Raw genomic sequence first — 18,681 nt, 5'->3', positions numbered from 1 at the left:
CTTGGTATCTTGGGTATCAGCGTGGATTGCTGGCATCAAACTCGATATTGTCGGCGCCATTGTACACCAGGAAATGGCGCCCTTTGGCGCGGGCGACCATGGTGATCCCCAGTTTTTGCGCCAGTTCTAGGCCCATTTGGGTGACACCGCTGCGGGACAAGAGCACGGGGATCCCCATCTTGGCAACCTTGATAACCATCTCGGAGGTGAGTCGTCCCGTGGTGTAGAAAATCTTGTTGTCGCCTCTGTCCTGTTCCAGCCACATCTCACCGGCCAGGGTGTCGACTGCATTGTGACGGCCGACGTCTTCAACAAAGGACTTTATCTTATCCGCTTCACACAGCCCACAGCCGTGAACTGCACCGGCATTCTTGTAGGTCTGGTTGTATTCACTGATATTTTTCAATAGGGCGTAGAGCATGCTCTGCTTTAGTTGCGGTTGCGGCAGGACTATGTCGTCCAATCCATCCATAAAGCCGCCGAATACTGTGCCCTGACCACAACCTGTGGTGACCGTCTTATCGGCCAGTTTGGCGTCCAGATCCTCAGTCTGCTCCCGGGTGATCACGGCCGCTGAAGCCACGTCCCAGTCAACAATCACAGATTCCAGTTGCGAAACATCATTAATAAAACCTTGATTCTTAAGGTAGCCCAGTGCCAGAGCCTCGGCTCTTGCGCCCAGGGTCATCAGGGTGACTATCGGTCGCCAGTTGAGGTAAACCGTCAGCGGCCTTTCGCAGGCAACAAACTTTTCCTGCAACTGACCATTCTCATCGACTGCAGTCACGGCAATGGTCAAAGGAACCTGGGTGTTGGTCTTGATCAATTGGGGTTTGGCATTGGTCATTATCGAATCTTCACTGAGAGCTTGAACCACAGCATAGCAATATTTATACCGACACAGGGTTCAGGCTGCTAAATGCGTGATCCGCAGCAAGCGCCGTCGGCGCACAGGTCATGAATGTCCCAGGGCAGATTGCATATTGGACAAAATGTCCTATTTTTAGCCTTAAATAGATGATTGAGTTCAAACTTATTTCTAATATCGTAACTGGCATCAAATTTGCAGATCACCTGAAACCTTACTTATGCCCGAAAATAATCCTATCGGGGGGGAGTCAGTATGCAACATTCCGAAAGCGTATGGCCCATGTACGTTTCACTGAAAAAAGTGGAGAAACAGGTCGGTCGTTGGACATCCATCAGCTGGGAGTTGGATCAAGTCGTGCCCGCCACCCATGAGGCGCCGCCCGGAGCCAAATTGATACTGTTGGAGTTGTTTCGTGATGAGCGCGCCAGTTACCGTCTCAATCTGGATATGGACAATCCCATGCTTTATATCGTCTGCGATGAAGATGTCGAGGGTAACTGGATCCCGGCTGCCATCTCTGCCGACCAAAATGTCGCAGCCGGCTGTCTCGAAGGAGATACCCCGGTACTGAACATGCCGATGCCAGAGGCGATTGCCTGCTGGATCGAAGCCTTCATTACCCGCCATGGTGAAGTGGAAATCACCGCCCACAGACGCAAACATGTTAACCGCCGCAAGGAATTGGCCGAAGACAACATTCGGAGGCACTGATGGCCGAGAAGAGTGGATTCCTGAGCCGCTGGGCACTGCGTAAGCAGCAGGTGCAGGACGGGGAAACCCCAATCGATGAGCCGCTGGCAGAAGTCAGCCCTCAAGAAGACGCCGCTGTTGCGTCTGTGGCAGAAACTCAGGCCGCGCTCGACCCCCAACCAGAGGCCGAGCCGCAGGAAGAAAAACTGCTGACTGCCGAAGACTTGCCCGATCCCAAGGGTATTGAGGTTGGCGGCAGCTTCGCCAGCTTTATGGCCAAGAATGTCGACCCGGCAGTGAAGACCGCCGCGTTGCGCACCCTGTGGAAGCAACCCCATTTCAACGAAATCGACGGCTTGCTTGAGTACGCCCTCGATTACAGCAACCAGCCCAAGTTAAGCGCCGAAGCTTCGGCCGAATTGGCCAAGAAGGTGTTCCGTCACGTACTGGAAAAAGAGGAGCCGGAAGAGGCAGAAGACGCCCTGGCCGAAGCCGATGCTTCTCTGGTGGATGCCGAGGCCGATGCGCCACAGTTGGCCGAGCAATCTGCGCCACAGTCACCAACGGACAATTTGGACGGGGAGATGCCTGCAGAGGTCCAAAATGCCACAGATACCGTGACTGAAACTCATAAGCCGGTTGTTTGACGTCAGTTTAACAGCCTTTAATGCCCATAAATTTGGTATGTGAATTGCTGTATTCAGGCTATAGCAAGCTGTAAATCAATAATAAAAGCAGCAAGATAAAGAATACGGCCACCGCCATAAACTGTTCAGGAACGCAAAGTGAACAATAGTGTGAGCAATAATTCCGCCCAGCAAGCGCTGCGGCAGGTGCGTCGAGAGGTCAGCCAGCAGACTCAGATTCTGCAAAACCTGATCCCGCCGACCGTAAGTTACACCACAGAGGGAAATGTCCTGGTGATAGGTCCCGAGGATCTGGCCCGGCTGGCGGCAGACAAACTGTCTGCCATGGCCGGTAGAGTGATCTTGGCCAATGAGCCGATCACCAGCCAGGAAGAGGCCCATCTCGAAGCCGTCATGGCTGCCGCCGAAGAGGTTGAGAGCTACTACAACAAGCTGATTGGTATCAAAGGCTTCCTCGGTCAATTCCAGGTGAGTGTCGAACACGACAACGGCGCTGCCGAGCTCAGTGTGGTTGCGCTGCGTAAGCCGCATTTTGACCTGATCCTCGACCTGAGCCGCGAGCCGCAAATTCAACTGGAAATGCTGCCACCCGGCTATTTCTATGTGGGGCAGGACCCGCAGAAACTGGCCGAAGCCTTGCAAGAGTTACCTCAGATGGTCGGCCAGTTCGACAAGCCACGCTATGTTAAGGTCAACGCCGATCTCTGTGCCCACAACCGCAATGGTAACAATGGTTGTAACCGCTGCCTCAACTTCTGTCCGGCCGATGCTATCAAGAGCGTGGCCAAGCAGATTGAGATAGACCCCTATCTGTGCCACGGCGCCGGCAGCTGTACCAATGCCTGCCCAACCGGGGCCATCGCCTACGACCAGCCAACCCCTCAGGCGCTGCATTCATACCTGAATAAGTTGATTTCCCGCTTCCGCGAGCAGGCCCAAACTGCGCCTGTGGTGCTGTTCCACGACATGGGACAGGGCGGCGCCTTGATCAATGACGAGCTGCCGGGCGAAGTTCTGCCGGTCGCGCTGGAAGAAGTCACTGTGGCCAGCATGGATCACTGGATGGCTTCTCTGGCCTGGGGCGCACGCCAGGTGTTGATCCTTAACACCAGCGCTACGGCACCGACCCTAACCCAGATGCTCAAGGGCGAACAGGGGTTGGCCAACGCCATTTTGGATGAGATGGGACAGCCTCAAAGGATTCGGGTTATCGACGAAGCCGAGCTTGCCAATCTCTGGCCTATACTGGATGTGAGCATGGACTGGCCTGTGATTGTGCCTGCGGCGCTCACTGAGGGGAACAAGCGCACCCAGCTGTATGCCGCTATCGACCATCTCAATGAGCAGGCAGCCAATGTAGATACCCAACTGGCCATGGGCAATATTCCCTATGGCCTGGTGAATATCAATGCCGACAAGTGCACCCTGTGTATGTCCTGTGTTGCGACCTGTCCTACCCAGGCGCTGACCGACGGTGGTGACACACCAGCACTGTATTTTGTCGAGCAGGATTGTGTGCAGTGTGGCCTGTGTGAGGCCGCCTGTCCGGAGAAGGTGATCAGCCTGACTCCTCAGGTCAATCTGGATAAGGCTGCACGGCAGCAGCGCCGGATCCTGAAAGAAGAAGCTCCGTTCGAATGTATTCGTTGTGGAGCACCGTTCGCGACCCAGTCTATGGTGCACCGGATGCTGGATATGGTCGGAAGCCACAGCGCCTTCAGCGCCAACATAGAGCGCTTGAAGATGTGTGGTGATTGTCGGGTGAAGGATATGTTTGAAGACATACTCCAGGATCCGGAAAAGCAACTGAGATAAGAGATCCGCTATGACCGAAACAGTAAGAGAAGTATCAGAAAACGATCAGCTTAGAGCAGATATCTATCAGCTGCTGGCGGCGCTGCTGAGGCGCCACCCCAGCCCGGAATTGCTGAGTTTTCTTGGCGACCTCGAAGTCGATGCCAATGACGACAGTGACATGACCAAGGCCTGGTTGGCGCTCAAGTTGGCGGCCGTCCAGTTCGACAGTAATCAGTTGGAAGATGAGTATTTCAACATCTTCCTCGGCGTGGGTTCGGGGGAAATCCTGCCCTATGGCAGCTGGTTTATGACAGGTTCGCTGATGGACAAGCCCTTGGCTTTGTTGCGTCAGGACCTGATGCAGCTGGGCTTCGAGCGCGAAGAAAATGTCAAGGAGCCGGAAGATCATGTTGCCGCTCTGTGCGAGGTGATGAGCGTATTGCTGCTGGAGGCTCCGGCCCATCAGCAACTGGCCTTCTATCGCCGCCATATCGGCAGCTGGATCATACGTTTCTTCGATACCTTGTCCCGTTGTCCCTCCGCCGCGTTTTACGCCGTGGTGGCACAACTCGGCCGGGCCTTCTTTGAAACCGAAATCAATGAGTTTGAACAGCTGGTGCTGAGCACGCCCGTGGTGGAAACCCCGGCGGTACAGATCCAGCCCAAGGCCAGCGAGCTGGCCTGAGAATTTGCCCGTGGTAACACGGGCTAAAGCATGCGGGGGAGTTTCCCCCGTCTACCTTCAACACGAGGAGACACTATGAAGAAGCAAGCTTCCGACATGGGTCGTCGTCAACTGCTCAAGGCATTGGCGATCGGCAGTGCGGCAGGCGCGGTTGCGACTGTCAGTGGTCAAGCCTTGGCGGCCAAGCCTGAAGCACCAGAAGTGCCAAAGGGTGAGGGCTACCGTGAGACTGACCATGTGCGCAATTATTACGCCTCATTGCGTAATAAATAACGATAAGGAGAGTGTGTGATGCGATTAACCCGCAAAACAGACCAGGTCGCTGTGGCTGCAAAGCCCGCTCTGGGTCTGAATCGTCGTCAGTTCCTTAAGTCTGCCGGTTTGGCTACCGGTGGGATTGCCGCAGCGTCTATGCTGGGCGCAGGAATGATGCGTAAAGCCGAAGCCAAAGATGTTCCTCACGATGCACCCACTGAAGTGAAGCGTACTATCTGCTCTCACTGCTCAGTAGGTTGTGGTATCTACGCCGAAGTGCAAAACGGTGTTTGGACCGGGCAGGAGCCTGCCGTGGACCATCCATTCAACCGCGGTGGTCACTGTGCCAAGGGCGCATCACTGCGTGAGCACGGCCATGGTGAGAAACGTCTCAAGTATCCAATGAAACTCGAAGGCGGTAAGTGGAAGCGTCTCAGCTGGGAACAGGCTATCAATGAAGTCGGCGACAAGATGCTGAAGATCCGCGAAGAATCCGGCCCTGACTCTGTGTACTTCATGGGTAGTGCCAAGTTCTCCAACGAGCAGTCTTACCTGTACCGCAAACTCGCAGCCATGTGGGGCACCAACAACGTCGACCACTCGGCGCGTATTTGTCACTCTACCACTGTAGCCGGTGTGGCCAACACCTGGGGCTATGGTGCGCAAACCAACTCCTTCAACGATATGCACAATGCCAAGTGCATGCTGTTTATCGGCTCCAACCCCAGTGAAGCTCACCCTGTGGCGATGCAACACATTCTGGTAGGTAAAGAGCGCGGTGCCAAAGTCATAGTGGTTGATCCACGTTTCACCCGTACCGCAGCTAAGTCTGACGAGTACGTGCATATCCGTCCCGGTACCGACATTCCTTTCATCTACGGCTTGCTGTGGCATATCTTCGAAAATGGCTGGGAAGATCAGAGCTTTATCGATCAGCGTGTCTACGGCATGGAACGTATCCGCGAAGAGGTGAAGAAGTACAACCCTGCCGAGGTTGAGCATGTTGCCGGTGTCGGTGAGGCTCAGATGCGCCGTGTCGCCAAGATGATGGCCGAGCACAAGCCCGGCACTATCGTTTGGTGTATGGGTGGTACTCAGCACCACGTAGGTAACGCCAATACCCGTGCTTACTGTATCCTGCAGTTGGCTCTGGGTAACATGGGTGTTTCCGGTGGCGGTACCAACATCTTCCGTGGTCACGACAACGTACAGGGCGCCACTGACTTTGGTCTGCTGTTCGATAACCTGCCTGGTTACTATGGTCTGACTTCCGGCGCCTGGGCGCACTGGTGCAATGTGTGGGATCTGGATCCTGCCTGGGTCAGCAGCCGTTTCGATCAAGGCGAGTATCTGGGCCAGAAGCCACAGACTTCAGCCGGTATCCCTTGTTCCCGCTGGCACGACGGTGTGTTGGAAGACAAGAACAAGATTGCCCAGAAAGACAATATTCGTCTGGCCTTCTTCTGGGGTCAGTCTGTCAACACCGAAACCCGTGGCCGTGAGGTGCGTGAAGCACTGAACAAGATGGACACTGTGGTCGTCGTTGACCCATTCCCAACCATGGCCGGTGTTATGCACCAGCGTAAGGATGGCGTCTACCTGCTGCCTGCCGCGACTCAGTTCGAAACCTATGGTTCTGTGTCAGCTTCCAACCGTTCACTGCAGTGGCGTTCTCAGGTCATTGACCCTCTGTTCGAGTCGCTGCCTGACCATGTGATCATGTACAAGCTGGCCAAGAAGTGGGGCGTTGAGAAAGAGTTCTGTAAGCACATCAAGGTCAACGGTGAAGAGCCGCTGGTTGAAGATGTCACCCGCGAGTTCAACCGCGGTATGTGGACCATAGGTTACACAGGTCAGAGCCCTGAGCGTCTGAAGATGCACCAGGAAAACTGGGGTACCTTCGACTTCGATACCCTCGAAGCACCCGGCGGCCCAGCCAAGGGTGAAACTTATGGTCTGCCATGGCCATGTTGGGGCACACCTGAGATGAAACATCCAGGTACCCAAATCCTCTATCGTACCGACCGTGAAGTCCGCTACGGCGGTGGTAACTTCCGTGCCCGTTACGGTGTTGAGCACAATGGCAACAACATACTTGCCGAAGGTTCCTTCTCCAAAGGCAGTGAGATTCAGGATGGTTACCCTGAGTTTACCGACAAGATGCTCAAGCAGCTGGGTTGGTGGGATGACCTGACCGAAGAAGAGAAGAAACACGCCGAAGGCAAAAACTGGAAAACCGATATTTCCGGTGGTATTCAGCGTGTGGCCATAGCTCACGGCTGTATCCCTTATGGTAACGCCAAGGCTCGTTGTATCGTATGGAACTTCCCGGACGACATTCCGTTGCACCGTGAACCTCTATACACGCCTCGTCGTGACCTGGTCGCCAAGTACCCCACCTACGAAGACCGTATGGTGGCGCGTCTGCCGACCCTGTACAAGTCAATTCAGGACAAGGACTTCTCCAAAGACTTCCCGCTGGCACTGACCTCTGGTCGTCTGGTGGAATATGAAGGCGGTGGTGAAGAAACCCGTTCCAACCCTTGGTTGGCCGAGTTGCAGCAAGAGATGTTTATCGAGATCAGCCCAGGCGATGCTGCCGACCGCGGTCTACGCGATGGCGATGATGTTTGGGTACACAGCCCAGAAGGCGCCAAGATCAAGGTCAAGGCCATGGTTACGCCAAGGGTGATCAACGGTGAATGTTTCATGCCGTACCACTTCGCCGGTATCTTCGAAGGCGAGAGCCTGGTGAAGAACTATCCGGAAGGTACAGTACCTTACGTTCAGGGTGAATCGGCCAACACGGTTCTGACTTACGGCTATGATGTGGTGACACAGATGCAGGAAACCAAATCCAGCCTGTGCCAGATCACCAAAGCCTAACCGTACTTGATGAGGAGATAAGCCATTATGGCAGTCATGAAATTCTTATGTGACACCAAGCGCTGCATCGAGTGTAACGGTTGCGTCACAGCCTGTAAAAACGAAAACGACTCCGCGCTTGAGTGGGGTATCCAGCGTCGCCGCGTGGTAACCATCAATGATGGTCAGCCCGGTGAAGCGTCCATTTCAGTTGCCTGTATGCATTGTACCGACGCGCCTTGTATGGCGGTTTGTCCTGCAGACTGCTTCTACCGCACTGACGATGGCATAGTGCTACACAATAAAGATACCTGTATCGGTTGTGGCTACTGCTTCTATGCCTGTCCTTTCGGGGCGCCTCAGTTCCCGAAAAAGACCGCCTTCGGCAGTCGCGGCAAGATGGATAAGTGTACTTTCTGTGCCGGTGGTCCAGAGGAAAACTTCTCTGAAGCCGAGCGCAAGAAGTATGGTGCCAACCGTATCGCCGAAGGTAAGCTGCCTATGTGTGCCGAGCTTTGCTCCACCAAGGCGCTGCTGGCCGGTGACGCGGAAGTGGTATCCAATATCTATCGTGAGCGGATGGCCGCCCGGGGTAACCCTGATGTCATTTGGGGCTACAATCCCAAGACCGGTGAGATCAACTGAGACAGAGCGAGGGTGGGCTAAGGCCCACCCTGACGAGGAGTGACTATGTTAATCAAATCACTGCGCAGTCTGTTCGCTCTGCTGGTATTGGTTGCCGGGCTGGGGTTTGCTTCCACAGCCATGGCCGCCGATGAACAGTCGAGCCAGCAACAGGCGCAAACCAGTGAGGCCGATCTTTGGCGCGCGGTAAAATCCGGTGAATCCGGCTATACCACAGCCAAAGGGGTTGAAACCGGCGTGCTGATCAACGTGGCCGGCAACCAGGGCAAGGAGCTGCGCAATCAGTACCTGACACCCGTTATGGCAATAGCCGTAGTCGGCGTGTTTGGGGCGTTCGTGCTCTTTTACCTGGTGAATGGACCATCCAAACTGCACCATGGTTTTTCCGGCAAGTTGGTGTTCCGCTGGAGTAAGGCGGACCTGATCATCCACTGGGTAGTGGCGATCAGCTGTCTTATCCTGATCTTCACCGGCCTCAACATCATGTTGGGCAAGCATGTGCTGCAACCCTATGTCAGTGGCGATATTTGGGCGGCACTGATCTATGGCTCCAAGACGATCCACGATTGGGTCGGGCCGCTGTTTATCGTCTCCTGGGCGGTACTGGTGGTGAAATGGATGCCGGATCAGCTGTTCAAGAGCTATGACCTCAAGTGGTTCATGCTGGTGGGAGGCTACATCAACTTCGGTCCCTTCAAGGGTAAGCACCCGGATTCGGGTTTTGCCAACGCCGGTGAGAAGATGTGGTTTTGGACCCTGGCCATTTTCGGTCTGTTTATCAGCATTTCCGGCATCATGATGGTGTTGCCTAACCTGGATTTGCCCCGTGAAGCCTCGATGGCAGCGTTGTTGGTGCATGGTATCAGTGCAATTCTGATCATCGCCTTCACCATAGTGCATATCTGGATGGCAACCGTACTGTCTGAGGGCGGTATGGAGTGCATGAAGTCAGGTTACTGTGATGAAAACTGGGCGATGCAGCACCACAATGTCTGGTACGACGAAATCAAGGCCAACGGTACGCTCAAATATCGAGATAATTGAGCCCTTGAGCTGATTTAAGACTGCAAACACCCCGGCCTGCCGGGGTGTTTTTTTATGATCTGTTTTTTAACATTCTTTTCTTCGAAATGTCGTCAAGAGTGACATTTTTCAACTCCGCTTATCGCTGAAAGTTTGAAGCAGTTAACGCTTTGAACAGCCGTTCCCATGGGGCTTACATCCAAACTGTCCCAGATCAAAACCACCTTACTAACAAAGCCTTATATTGCTCATGCTGATAGAAGGATTCTATTCATATTTAACGGATTTTTTACCTTTTTTGCGCATGGGAATAACTTGGATTGTCTAAGGGCTCAAGTGCACGAAAGAGGGTTGTATCACCCGCAGCGTGGGTGAAAATTATCAGGAGCAAAAATGAAAGACCAGAAGCCAGATCTGAACCGCAGATCCCTGCTGAAGGCTATCACCATAGGCAGTGCCGCGGGTGCCGCGATTGCTGCCACCGGAGTGAGTGCCGCTCAGGCCAGTGAAACTGTTGAAGCGAAATCCGAGAACACGGGTTATCACGAAACAGCGCATATCCGCAGCTATTACAACAGTCTGCGTAGCTAATCCAGGAGATCTCAAGCGATGAAGTTAACTCGCACATCTAATGTCGCCCCCAAGGCCGACAAACCAAAACTGGGGATCAGCCGTCGTCAGTTTATGAAAAATGCCGGTATTACAGCCGGTGGTATTGCAGCTGCCTCTATGCTGGGCACTGGCATGATGCGTCGCGCCGAGGCCAAAGATGTTCCTTATGACGCGCCGATCGAAGTCAAGCGCACCATTTGTAGTGCCTGCGCCGTAGGTTGCGGTCTGTATGCCGAAGTACAAAATGGTGTTTGGACTGGTCAGGAGCCTGCCTTCGATCACCCATTCAACGCCGGTGGTCACTGTGCCAAAGGTGCTGCACTGCGCGAGCATGGCCATGGTGAGAAGCGTCTCAAGTACCCAATGAAGCTTGAAGGCGGTAAGTGGAAGCGTATCAGCTGGGATCAGGCCATCAACGAAGTTGGTGACAAGATGCTGAAGATCCGTCAGGAATCGGGTCCGGATTCTGTTTACTTTATGGGTAGCGCCAAGTTCTCCAACGAAGGCTGCTACATGTATCGTAAGCTGGCCGCCATGTGGGGTACCAACAACGTCGACCACTCTGCCCGTATTTGTCACTCTACCACTGTAGCCGGTGTGGCCAACACCTGGGGCTATGGTGCGCAAACCAACTCTTTCAACGATATTCAGAACACCAAGGCTATTTTCTTCATTGGTGCCAACCCTGCAGAAGCACACCCTGTTTCCATGCAGCACATTCTGATCGCCAAAGAGAAGAATAACGCCAAGCTGATCGTGGTCGATCCACGCTTCTCCCGTACCGCAGCTCATGCCGATCTGCACTGTGCCATCCGTCCGGGTACCGACATTCCGTTTATCTACGGTATGTTGTGGCATATCTTCGAAAACGGTTGGGAAGATAAGACTTTCATCAAAGAACGTGTGTTCGAGATGGAAACTATCCGTGAAGAAGCCAAGAAGTTCCCACCTAAAGAAGTGGCCAATATTACCGGCTGTAGCGAAGAGTATCTGTACCAGGCCGCCAAGATGATGGCCGATAACCGTCCAGGCACTGTGATTTGGTGTATGGGTGGTACTCAGCACCACGTAGGTAATGCGAACACCCGCGCATACTGTATCCTGCAGTTGGCTCTGGGTAACATGGGTGTTTCCGGTGGTGGTACCAACATCTTCCGTGGTCACGATAACGTACAGGGCGCTACCGACCTGGGTCTGCTGTTCGATAACCTGCCAGGTTACTACGGCCTGACCACTGCGGCATGGCAACACTGGACCCATGTATGGGATCTGGATATGGAGTGGATGAAGAGCCGCTTCGATCAGGGTACTTACCTGGGCCGCGAACCTATGACGACTCCGGGTATTCCTTGCTCCCGTTGGCACGACGGTGTACTGGAAGACAAGCAGAAGCTGGCACAGAAAGACAACGTGCGCCTGGCCTTCTTCTGGGGTCAGTCTGTCAACACTGAAACCCGTCAGCGCGACGTGCGTGATGCACTGGACAAGATGGATACAGTTGTTGTTGTTGACCCATTCCCAACTATGGCCGGTGTTATGCACCGTCGTAAGGATGGCGTCTACCTGTTGCCTGCCGCGACTCAGTTTGAGACCCGTGGTTCCATCTCCAACTCAGGCCGTTCTATCCAGTGGCGTGAACAGGTTATCGAGCCGCTGTTCGAGTCCAAGACAGATATCGAAATCATGTATCGTCTGGCGCAGAAACTGGGCTTTGCCGAGCAGTACACCAAGCGCATCAAGAAAGAAAATGGTCTGCCTCTGATCGAAGACATCACTCGCGAAATCAACCGCGGTATGTGGACTATCGGTATGTCCGGCCAGAGCCCTGAGCGTATTAAGGCTCACACCATGAACTGGGGTACTTTCTCCAACAAGACTCTGGAAGCCGAAGGTGGCCCATGCAAGGGCGAAACCTATGGTCTGCCTTGGCCATGTTGGGGTACACCTGAGATGAAGCATCCAGGTACCCAGATCCTCTATAACACAAGCAAGCACGTCAAAGACGGCGGCGGTAACTTCCGTGCCCGTTACGGCGTGGAATATCAAGGCAAGAACCTGCTGGCCGAAGGCTCCTTCTCCAAGGGCGCCGAGATCCAGGACGGTTATCCTGAGTTCTCCGACAAGCTGCTCAAGCAATTGGGCTGGTGGGATGAGCTGACTGCCGAAGAGAAAGCTGAAGCCGAAGGCAAGAACTGGAAGACCGACCTTTCTGGCGGTATTGTCCGGGTTGCCATCAAGCACGGCTGTATCCCATTCGGTAACGCCAAGGCCCGTTGTATCGTGTGGACCTTCCCCGATCAGGTGCCAGTACACCGTGAGCCACTGTACACCTCCCGTCGTGATCTGGTCGCTAAGTACCCGACTTACGACGATATGCAAGTACACCGTCTGCCGACTCTGTACAAGTCTATCCAGGAGAAGGATGTCAGCGGTAAGTATCCTCTGGTACTGACTTCTGGTCGTCTGGTGGAGTACGAGGGTGGTGGTGAAGAATCACGTGCCAACCCATGGCTGGCCGAACTGCAACAGGAGATGTTCGTTGAGATCAACCCTGGTGATGCTGCCGACCGCGGTATCCGCGACGGCGAGAAGGTATGGCTGGAAGGCGCCGAAGGTGGCCGGATACTGGTTCAGGCCATGGTGACCCCAAGGGTTCAACCTGGTGTGACCTGGATGCCTTATCACTTCGCCGGGATCATGCACGGCGAGAGCCTGGAGCCCAACTATCCGGAAGGCACTGTGCCTTACGTATTGGGTGAATCCTGTAACACTGCGCTGACCTATGGTTATGACCCAGTGACTCAGATGCAGGAAACCAAGGCGTCGCTTTGTCAGATCGTCAAAGCATAAGTGCAGCTTAAGCGAGGAGAATTGCCACTATGGCTACAATGAAATTTCTGTGTGATACCAAGCGCTGCATCGAATGTAATGGTTGTGTCACCGCCTGTAAAAACGAAAACGACTCCGCTCTCGAGTGGGGTATCCAACGTCGCCGCGTGGTGACCATCAAGGATGGTCAGCCCGGCGAGGCCTCTATCTCTGTGGCTTGTATGCATTGCAGCGACGCGCCTTGTATGGCCGTATGTCCTGCCAACTGCTTCTACCGCACCGAAGATGGCATAGTGCTGCACAACAAAGATACCTGTATCGGTTGTGGTTACTGTCTCTATGCCTGCCCATTCGGCGCGCCTCAGTTCCCGAAAAAGGGTGCCTTCGGTTCCCGCGGCAAGATGGACAAGTGTACCTTCTGTGCCGGTGGTCCTGAAGAAAACCATTCGGAAGCCGAGCGTCAGAAATACGGTGCCAACCGTATTGCTGAAGGTAAGTTGCCTATGTGCGCCGAGCTCTGTGCAACCAAGGCCCTGCTGGCCGGTGATGCGGAAGTGGTTTCCGGCATCTACCGCGAGCGTGTGGCTTATCGCGGTGCCGAAAACGGCGCCTGGAAGTAACAGACGGCACGAATATCCGGCCCGGCTTAGCCGGGTCGGTGAGAGAGGTTAATATGAACAAATGGTTCAAACACATAGGCTTGGCTATTGCGCTCATGTTCAGCGCCGTATGCTTCGCCAATGGTGCCGATGCACCTGTGGAACCACAAGCGAGCGATGCCCAGATCTGGGCTCAGCTCAAGGATGGGGCAACGGGGTATACCACGTCTCACAGCCAGTTCCACAACCAGCCGATCAATACCTATGATCTGCGGGTACTGGAGCTGCGCAGCGACTGGCTGGCTCCGGGGTTGATGTTGGCCCTGTTTGGCATGATCATCATCTTTGCTCTGTTTATCATGGTTAACGGTATTTCCAAGTTGCACCATGGTTTCTCCGGCAAGATGGTATATCGCTGGTCCAAGTTTGACGTGAGCATTCACTGGCTGGGGGCGATCCCCTGCTTGCTGCTGATCCTCACCGGCTTGGTACTGCTGGCCGGGCGTTTCTTCTTCCAACCTTATTTGGGGGAAGGCTTCTGGGCTTCACTGGTCAATGGCGCCAAGCAAGTGCACGACGTGATGGCGATTCCCTTCATGTTCGGTTGGGCGCTGATGACGCTGTTGTGGGCCAAGAACCAGCTACCTAAGATGTACGACGTCAAGTGGTTCATGGTGGTGGGCGGTTACATCAACTTCGGTCCTTTCAAGGGCAAACACCCTGATGCCGGCTTTGCCAACGCCGGTGAGAAGATGTGGTTCTGGGCCTTTGCCTTCTTTGGACTGATCATCTCAGCCTCAGGCATGTTGCTGTTGTTCCCCAACCTGTTTGAACCCAGCCGTACCCTGAGCCTGATCGCTCTGGTATTGCACTCAATCAGCGCCATCATCATCTGTGCCTTCTCCATAGTGCATATCTTCATGGCGACAGTTATGTCTGAGGGTGGTATGGAGTGTATGGTTTCCGGTTACTGTGATGAAAACTGGGCGACTCAACACCATAACCTGTGGTATGACGAGATTAAGGCCAACGGTACTCTGAAATACAGAGACTGAGGTCCATTCTTCCGCTGAAAAGCCGTGTCAGTCGACACGGCTTTTTATCAATAATGAAAAATACCTAAATGATTTTTTTATTTTTGATATTTAAACCTGGATTGAGATTCATTAATCATAAATACGAGGTGTATTTATATAATTGACTGTTTTTTATTGCTAATTTAAATCATCCCCAGCCATGCCCTCGGTTTTTTTGTCTAAAAATGTAACAAAGTTACAAATTAACCCCTCTTAACGGTTAACTTTTTTATTTTCTGCTCGCAAACATGGACATAAAAATAAAACAGTACTATGTTTTTTTTATGGGATGCACAGAGTGTGTCTGCATTTGGAGTGGATTGATTATTTAATCGCCATTAAGTAAGATCATTCTACAAACGTAACAAAGTTACGCATCTTTCCTTCATTCAATCAGATACCATCATGATCAATAATACTCGAACCAGTGTGTTATCAATGCTGCCGTCTTTGCTATCCAGTGTGCTACTGATAGTGATCGGCATCTTTGCATACCGTGCATTTTTTCAGCTCAACGATGTCAGCGAACGTCTGGTAAACAATAACAATTTGTCAGAGACTTTCGCCGGTGTTCGTGAGGAGTTTTACCAACTGAGATTGGCGTCTTTGGTACACAATACCGAGGGTGTGCGTAGCCACCAAGCCAATGTACATGGTTTGATAGCCAACCTTGCCAATTTTGATACCGGCTTTATGAGCAATGCCGATTCACGGATTGCCAGCCTCAAGCCTGGGATCGATCGTTATACTCGGCTCTACTTTGATGAGTTGGCATTGGCTGAAAGAACCGGTACCGAGCCGGAGCTATCTCCTGAGCGCCGGGATCTGGGCCCTGAGGTCAGTAATGAGATCAACCAATTGGTTGCACAGATCACTGACCGCAACCAAGAGTTGGGCGAAAGAACCGTTGCCGAAGTCGATAAGGCCGAAGCCATTCTTTTAGGGTTGATTCTATTTGCGATAGTGACCTCCTTGGTGATGGCGCTGATGATGAGCCGTCATCTGGTGGCGATCATTACCCGTATTCAACAATCAGTTGCCAAACTGGCGGTCGGCGACTTGACCCACAAGATAGGGATCAAAGGTCAGAACGAACTTTGTACTCTGGCGGCCGATTTGGATCAGCTTAGCGACAGATTACAAGCCATGATCCGTGAAATCGCCCAAGCCTCTGAACATATGGCGCAGCAGGTGGGTGAACTCAATGTTCAATCTGAGGCTAACTCGGCCGCATTGCAGGCCCACGCTTTGGAAACCGACCAGGTCGTTACCGCAGTTGAAGAGATGAGCGCTACCGCTCAAGGGGTTGCCAACGATGCCGCCTCTGCTGCACAGCTGACAGACAAGGCCAGAAACCAAGGTGATGAATCCCGTCAGGCAGTTGAGCAAGCTTCCAACAATGTGATGGCACTGGTACATGAAGTCGACAGCGCCTCTCAAACCATTGCCGAGATGGATGAGAGCACCCGCAGAATTGCCGGTGTGCTGAATGTGATTGGTGAGATTGCCGAGCAAACTAACCTGTTGGCATTGAACGCCGCTATCGAGGCGGCCCGTGCCGGTGAACAAGGGCGCGGCTTTGCCGTGGTGGCCGATGAAGTCAGGGCGTTGGCGGCACGTACTCAGGCCAGCACTTCAGAGATCAACAACATGTTGGAGCAACTGCGTCAAGGCGCCGATTCCGCGGTGAATGCCATGAATCGTACCCGCCAGAGCTGTCAGGCTACCGCCGATACTACGACTCTGGTGGCCGAAAGTCTGCAGGGGCTGACCGAGCATGTGTTTGATATCAATGGCCTCAGCACTCAGATAGCTACGGCTGCTGAAGAGCAGAGTTCGGTTTCTGAAGAGATTACCCGTAACCTCAGTGTTATTCGCGAAATGGTAGAAGAGTTGAATCAGAGCGGTAAGGCGACACTTGACAGTACCGAGGCGCTGGCCGCCGCTAAAGATCAGCTTGCAGCCGTGGTTAGACAATTTAAACTCAATTAAAATCAGGGGGCTACGGCCCCCTTTTCTATTCTGAGCCCTCAACCCCTCTAAAGACGGATTTTCATCCGTCATCACTAAAACATGATCTGCTTAACAAAAAGATACAACCGATGCTGATAGGAATTGTTAACTTCTAGCCAGTTCACGGTTTGGCTACTCCACAGGAGGTAGTCTACCCACAGCTGGCAGTACCTTGGGATATCACTTAATGGACTGTGATTCTTAAGGATTAGCAAAACTAACAGGAAGCCTTATGTCATCTATAATTCAAACCCTCGATCGCCAACTGGCCACACCTTACCAAGCCAATATTACTGTACCCAACTGGATGTTGGGGGCCATGGAAAGGGTGATGCAGTACTATGTTGACAAGAATCTGAGGCTGGACACTATTTCTGCTGATGTGATGCCGGCGCCGATAGAGGGCAAGAAGTACATGCTCTATGCCCATGTGCCTTTCTGTCATACGCTCTGTTCCTACTGCACCTTCCATCGTTTTCTGTTCAAGGAAGACAAGGCTCGCGCTTATTTTGTGGCGCTGCGCAAAGAGATGGATATGGTCAAGCAGTTGGGCTATGACTTCGAGTCCATGTATATAGGTGGCGGTACCACGACTGTGCTGGAAGATGAGCTGGCGCGTACCATAGAGTATGCCAAGACCCTGTTCCCTTCCATCAAGGAAGTTTCTTGTGAATCGGATCCCCAACACCTGGACAGTCCTGGCTTTAAACAGCTCAAGGGCTTGGTTGACCGCATGTCCATCGGGGTGCAGAGCTTCAATGATGACATCCTCAAGATGACAGACAGGTTGGAAAAGTTCGGTACCGGCCAGCAAACATTCGACAAGATCATGGCCGCCAAAGAGCTGTTTCCGATTATCAACGTCGATCTGATCTTCGGTTTCCGCGGTCAGACAGACGAAGTGATCCAACATGACTTGGATATGGCTTCCAAACTGGATCCGCGTCAGATCACCACTTATCCCTTGATGATCACTCACCAGACCCGTAAGAGTGTCAAAGGGAAACTGGCAGCACCGCAGGCCGATATGGCCAACCAGTACCGGATGATCCTCAATACTCTCAATGGTCAGTATAACCAGTTGTCGGCTTGGGCCTTTGGCAAGGCCAACGATGAAGGCTTTGACGAGTACGTGATCGACTACGACGAATACTTGGGCGTGGGCTCAGGTTCATTCAGTTTCCTCAACGATACCCTGCATGTGAATACTTTCTCGCTGCGCAAGTATCAGGAGCGGATCGCCAGCGGCAAGATGGGTGTTGAGCAGCAAAAGCAGTACAGCAAGAAAGATGTGATGCAGTATCGTTTCCTGCTCGGGATGTTCTCTGGCCGTCTGTCGCGCAAGTATTTCCGCGATACTTTTGGCGTTAATCTGGACACGGCCCTGTTCAAAGAGATGAGCTCGATGAAGTTGATTGGCGCTATCAAGAATGATCCTAAAAATCCGGATGAGCTGATCATTACAGACAACGGCAAGATGATGGGCCTGCTGATGATGAAAGAGTTCTATTCCGGTATGGATAATGTCCGGGCGCAGCTGCGTAAGCCACTGAAGCCTTGTGATATGTAAGCTTTGCCTCAATCAATGATAAAAAATCCGCCACAGAGCGGATTTTTTATTGCGCAATTACGCATCTGCCGACGGTTAGCCGCCTTGACTGCGATGACTGGGATAACGGGGGCAGTCGTCAGTAATCTGCAGCCAGGCGGGTTTGTTGGTGCTGTAGATATGATATCTGGGCACCACTCTGTCTGGGTCATCCAAAGAAGCAATGCTCAAGCTGATAAACTCGGGATGGTCGAGACTGCGATAACTCAGGCTGGTGCCACAGTTTGGGCAAAAGCCGCGGCGGATCTTGGCCGAAGAGGCATATTCCCGCACGGTCTCCCCCTGCCAGGTGAGTTGCTCCAGCCTGAAGTCCATCCAACTGCCCACCACAGCCCCTGTGCTCTTGCGGCATTGACTGCAGTAACAGTGGTCGGCATCGAACGGTTCACCCTCGAGGCGATAACGTATGGCGCCGCACAGGCAGCCTCCCTGTAACTCATTCTGCGGTTTCATCGCTCGACTCCT

At 53.1% G+C, this 18,681-nt stretch carries 16 protein-coding genes; 14 read left to right on the top strand and 2 right to left on the bottom strand.

The features are described 5' to 3' along the window. Window positions 1-16 precede the first annotated feature (16 nt). Window positions 17-847, bottom strand: a complete 831-nt coding sequence (locus tag K5621_RS19315; RefSeq protein WP_100143260.1) for a formate dehydrogenase accessory sulfurtransferase FdhD — start codon at window positions 845-847, stop codon at window positions 17-19. 276 nt (window positions 848-1,123) lie between these two features. Here K5621_RS19315 and K5621_RS19310 point away from each other — a divergent pair, with 276 nt between their 5' ends. The 14 genes from K5621_RS19310 (at window position 1,124) to K5621_RS19245 (ending at window position 18,177) form a co-directional block, all read left to right on the top strand. Further along, window positions 1,124-1,582, top strand: coding sequence for a DUF3305 domain-containing protein (locus tag K5621_RS19310; RefSeq protein WP_100143261.1), 459 nt, complete (start codon window positions 1,124-1,126; stop codon window positions 1,580-1,582). Then, on the top strand, window positions 1,582-2,208 hold the full coding sequence (locus K5621_RS19305; RefSeq protein ID WP_221050071.1) for a DUF3306 domain-containing protein: 627 nt from the start codon (window positions 1,582-1,584) through the stop codon (window positions 2,206-2,208). Before K5621_RS19310 ends, K5621_RS19305 begins: the two co-directional genes overlap by 1 nt. A 150-nt stretch (window positions 2,209-2,358) precedes the next feature. Further along, entirely contained in the window at window positions 2,359-4,023 is a 1,665-nt protein-coding gene (locus K5621_RS19300; protein ID WP_221050070.1) for a 4Fe-4S binding protein, read from the top strand. A gap of 10 nt (window positions 4,024-4,033) precedes the next feature. Beyond that, complete coding sequence (locus K5621_RS19295) at window positions 4,034-4,690, top strand: TorD/DmsD family molecular chaperone (protein ID WP_025889566.1); 657 nt, start codon at window positions 4,034-4,036, stop codon at window positions 4,688-4,690. Between the two features lie 75 nt (window positions 4,691-4,765). Then, window positions 4,766-4,963, top strand: a complete 198-nt coding sequence (locus tag K5621_RS19290) for a twin-arginine translocation signal domain-containing protein (RefSeq protein WP_025010612.1) — start codon at window positions 4,766-4,768, stop codon at window positions 4,961-4,963. Window positions 4,964-4,981: 18 nt separating this feature from the next. After that, entirely contained in the window at window positions 4,982-7,831 is a 2,850-nt protein-coding gene (locus K5621_RS19285; RefSeq protein WP_100143263.1) for a molybdopterin-dependent oxidoreductase, read from the top strand. A gap of 27 nt (window positions 7,832-7,858) precedes the next feature. Then, window positions 7,859-8,455 (top strand): formate dehydrogenase FDH3 subunit beta, encoded by a 597-nt coding sequence (fdh3B, locus tag K5621_RS19280; RefSeq protein ID WP_039035146.1) that lies wholly within the window; start codon window positions 7,859-7,861, stop codon window positions 8,453-8,455. Window positions 8,456-8,500: 45 nt separating this feature from the next. Beyond that, complete coding sequence (locus K5621_RS19275; protein ID WP_071239162.1) at window positions 8,501-9,499, top strand: formate dehydrogenase subunit gamma; 999 nt, start codon at window positions 8,501-8,503, stop codon at window positions 9,497-9,499. Between the two features lie 372 nt (window positions 9,500-9,871). Next, window positions 9,872-10,069 carry a twin-arginine translocation signal domain-containing protein gene (locus K5621_RS19270; protein WP_100143264.1) on the top strand — a complete coding sequence of 66 codons (198 nt, stop codon included), beginning with the start codon at window positions 9,872-9,874 and terminating at the stop codon, window positions 10,067-10,069. 18 nt (window positions 10,070-10,087) lie between these two features. Beyond that, a complete protein-coding gene (locus K5621_RS19265; protein WP_100143265.1) occupies window positions 10,088-12,940 on the top strand; it encodes a molybdopterin-dependent oxidoreductase in 2,853 nt (950 codons plus the stop codon). A gap of 29 nt (window positions 12,941-12,969) precedes the next feature. Continuing rightward, the gene (gene fdh3B / locus K5621_RS19260; protein WP_221050069.1) at window positions 12,970-13,539 is read left to right on the top strand and encodes a formate dehydrogenase FDH3 subunit beta; all 570 of its coding nucleotides are present in this window, start codon (window positions 12,970-12,972) and stop codon (window positions 13,537-13,539) included. Window positions 13,540-13,592: 53 nt separating this feature from the next. Next, window positions 13,593-14,573, top strand: a complete 981-nt coding sequence (locus tag K5621_RS19255; protein WP_100143267.1) for a formate dehydrogenase subunit gamma — start codon at window positions 13,593-13,595, stop codon at window positions 14,571-14,573. 459 nt (window positions 14,574-15,032) lie between these two features. Then, window positions 15,033-16,586, top strand: a complete 1,554-nt coding sequence (locus K5621_RS19250) for a methyl-accepting chemotaxis protein (RefSeq protein WP_245003116.1) — start codon at window positions 15,033-15,035, stop codon at window positions 16,584-16,586. 253 nt (window positions 16,587-16,839) lie between these two features. Beyond that, window positions 16,840-18,177: a coproporphyrinogen III oxidase family protein gene (locus K5621_RS19245; RefSeq protein ID WP_100143269.1), complete on the top strand. Its 1,338-nt coding sequence runs from the start codon at window positions 16,840-16,842 to the stop codon at window positions 18,175-18,177. Between the two features lie 75 nt (window positions 18,178-18,252). Here K5621_RS19245 and K5621_RS19240 read toward each other — a convergent pair whose 3' ends face one another. Beyond that, window positions 18,253-18,669, bottom strand: a complete 417-nt coding sequence (locus tag K5621_RS19240; RefSeq protein ID WP_221050068.1) for a GFA family protein — start codon at window positions 18,667-18,669, stop codon at window positions 18,253-18,255. Window positions 18,670-18,681 lie beyond the last annotated feature (12 nt).

The sequence above is a fragment of the Shewanella carassii genome, assembly GCF_019670705.1.
Classification (GTDB): domain Bacteria; phylum Pseudomonadota; class Gammaproteobacteria; order Enterobacterales; family Shewanellaceae; genus Shewanella; species Shewanella carassii.
The sequence above is the reverse complement of the archived record's forward strand: the minus strand, read 5'-3'. Positions and strand labels throughout refer to the sequence as shown.

Bases quoted from the DNA above. Each gene is read 5' to 3' on its own strand.
- K5621_RS19270 (WP_100143264.1), top strand. From the start codon at position 9,872: ATGAAAGACCAGAAGCCAGATCTGAACCGCAGATCCCTGCTGAAGGCT.
- K5621_RS19305 (WP_221050071.1), top strand. From the start codon at position 1,582: ATGGCCGAGAAGAGTGGATTCCTGAGCCGCTGGGCACTGCGTAAGCAG.
- K5621_RS19265 (WP_100143265.1), top strand. From the start codon at position 10,088: ATGAAGTTAACTCGCACATCTAATGTCGCCCCCAAGGCCGACAAACCA.
- K5621_RS19290 (WP_025010612.1), top strand. From the start codon at position 4,766: ATGAAGAAGCAAGCTTCCGACATGGGTCGTCGTCAACTGCTCAAGGCA.
- K5621_RS19255 (WP_100143267.1), top strand. From the start codon at position 13,593: ATGAACAAATGGTTCAAACACATAGGCTTGGCTATTGCGCTCATGTTC.
- K5621_RS19275 (WP_071239162.1), top strand. From the start codon at position 8,501: ATGTTAATCAAATCACTGCGCAGTCTGTTCGCTCTGCTGGTATTGGTT.
- K5621_RS19285 (WP_100143263.1), top strand. From the start codon at position 4,982: ATGCGATTAACCCGCAAAACAGACCAGGTCGCTGTGGCTGCAAAGCCC.
- K5621_RS19295 (WP_025889566.1), top strand. From the start codon at position 4,034: ATGACCGAAACAGTAAGAGAAGTATCAGAAAACGATCAGCTTAGAGCA.
- K5621_RS19310 (WP_100143261.1), top strand. From the start codon at position 1,124: ATGCAACATTCCGAAAGCGTATGGCCCATGTACGTTTCACTGAAAAAA.
- K5621_RS19315 (WP_100143260.1), bottom strand. From the start codon at position 847: ATGACCAATGCCAAACCCCAATTGATCAAGACCAACACCCAGGTTCCT.
- K5621_RS19245 (WP_100143269.1), top strand. From the start codon at position 16,840: ATGTCATCTATAATTCAAACCCTCGATCGCCAACTGGCCACACCTTAC.
- fdh3B (WP_039035146.1), top strand. From the start codon at position 7,859: ATGGCAGTCATGAAATTCTTATGTGACACCAAGCGCTGCATCGAGTGT.
- K5621_RS19250 (WP_245003116.1), top strand. From the start codon at position 15,033: ATGCTGCCGTCTTTGCTATCCAGTGTGCTACTGATAGTGATCGGCATC.
- fdh3B (WP_221050069.1), top strand. From the start codon at position 12,970: ATGGCTACAATGAAATTTCTGTGTGATACCAAGCGCTGCATCGAATGT.
- K5621_RS19240 (WP_221050068.1), bottom strand. From the start codon at position 18,669: ATGAAACCGCAGAATGAGTTACAGGGAGGCTGCCTGTGCGGCGCCATA.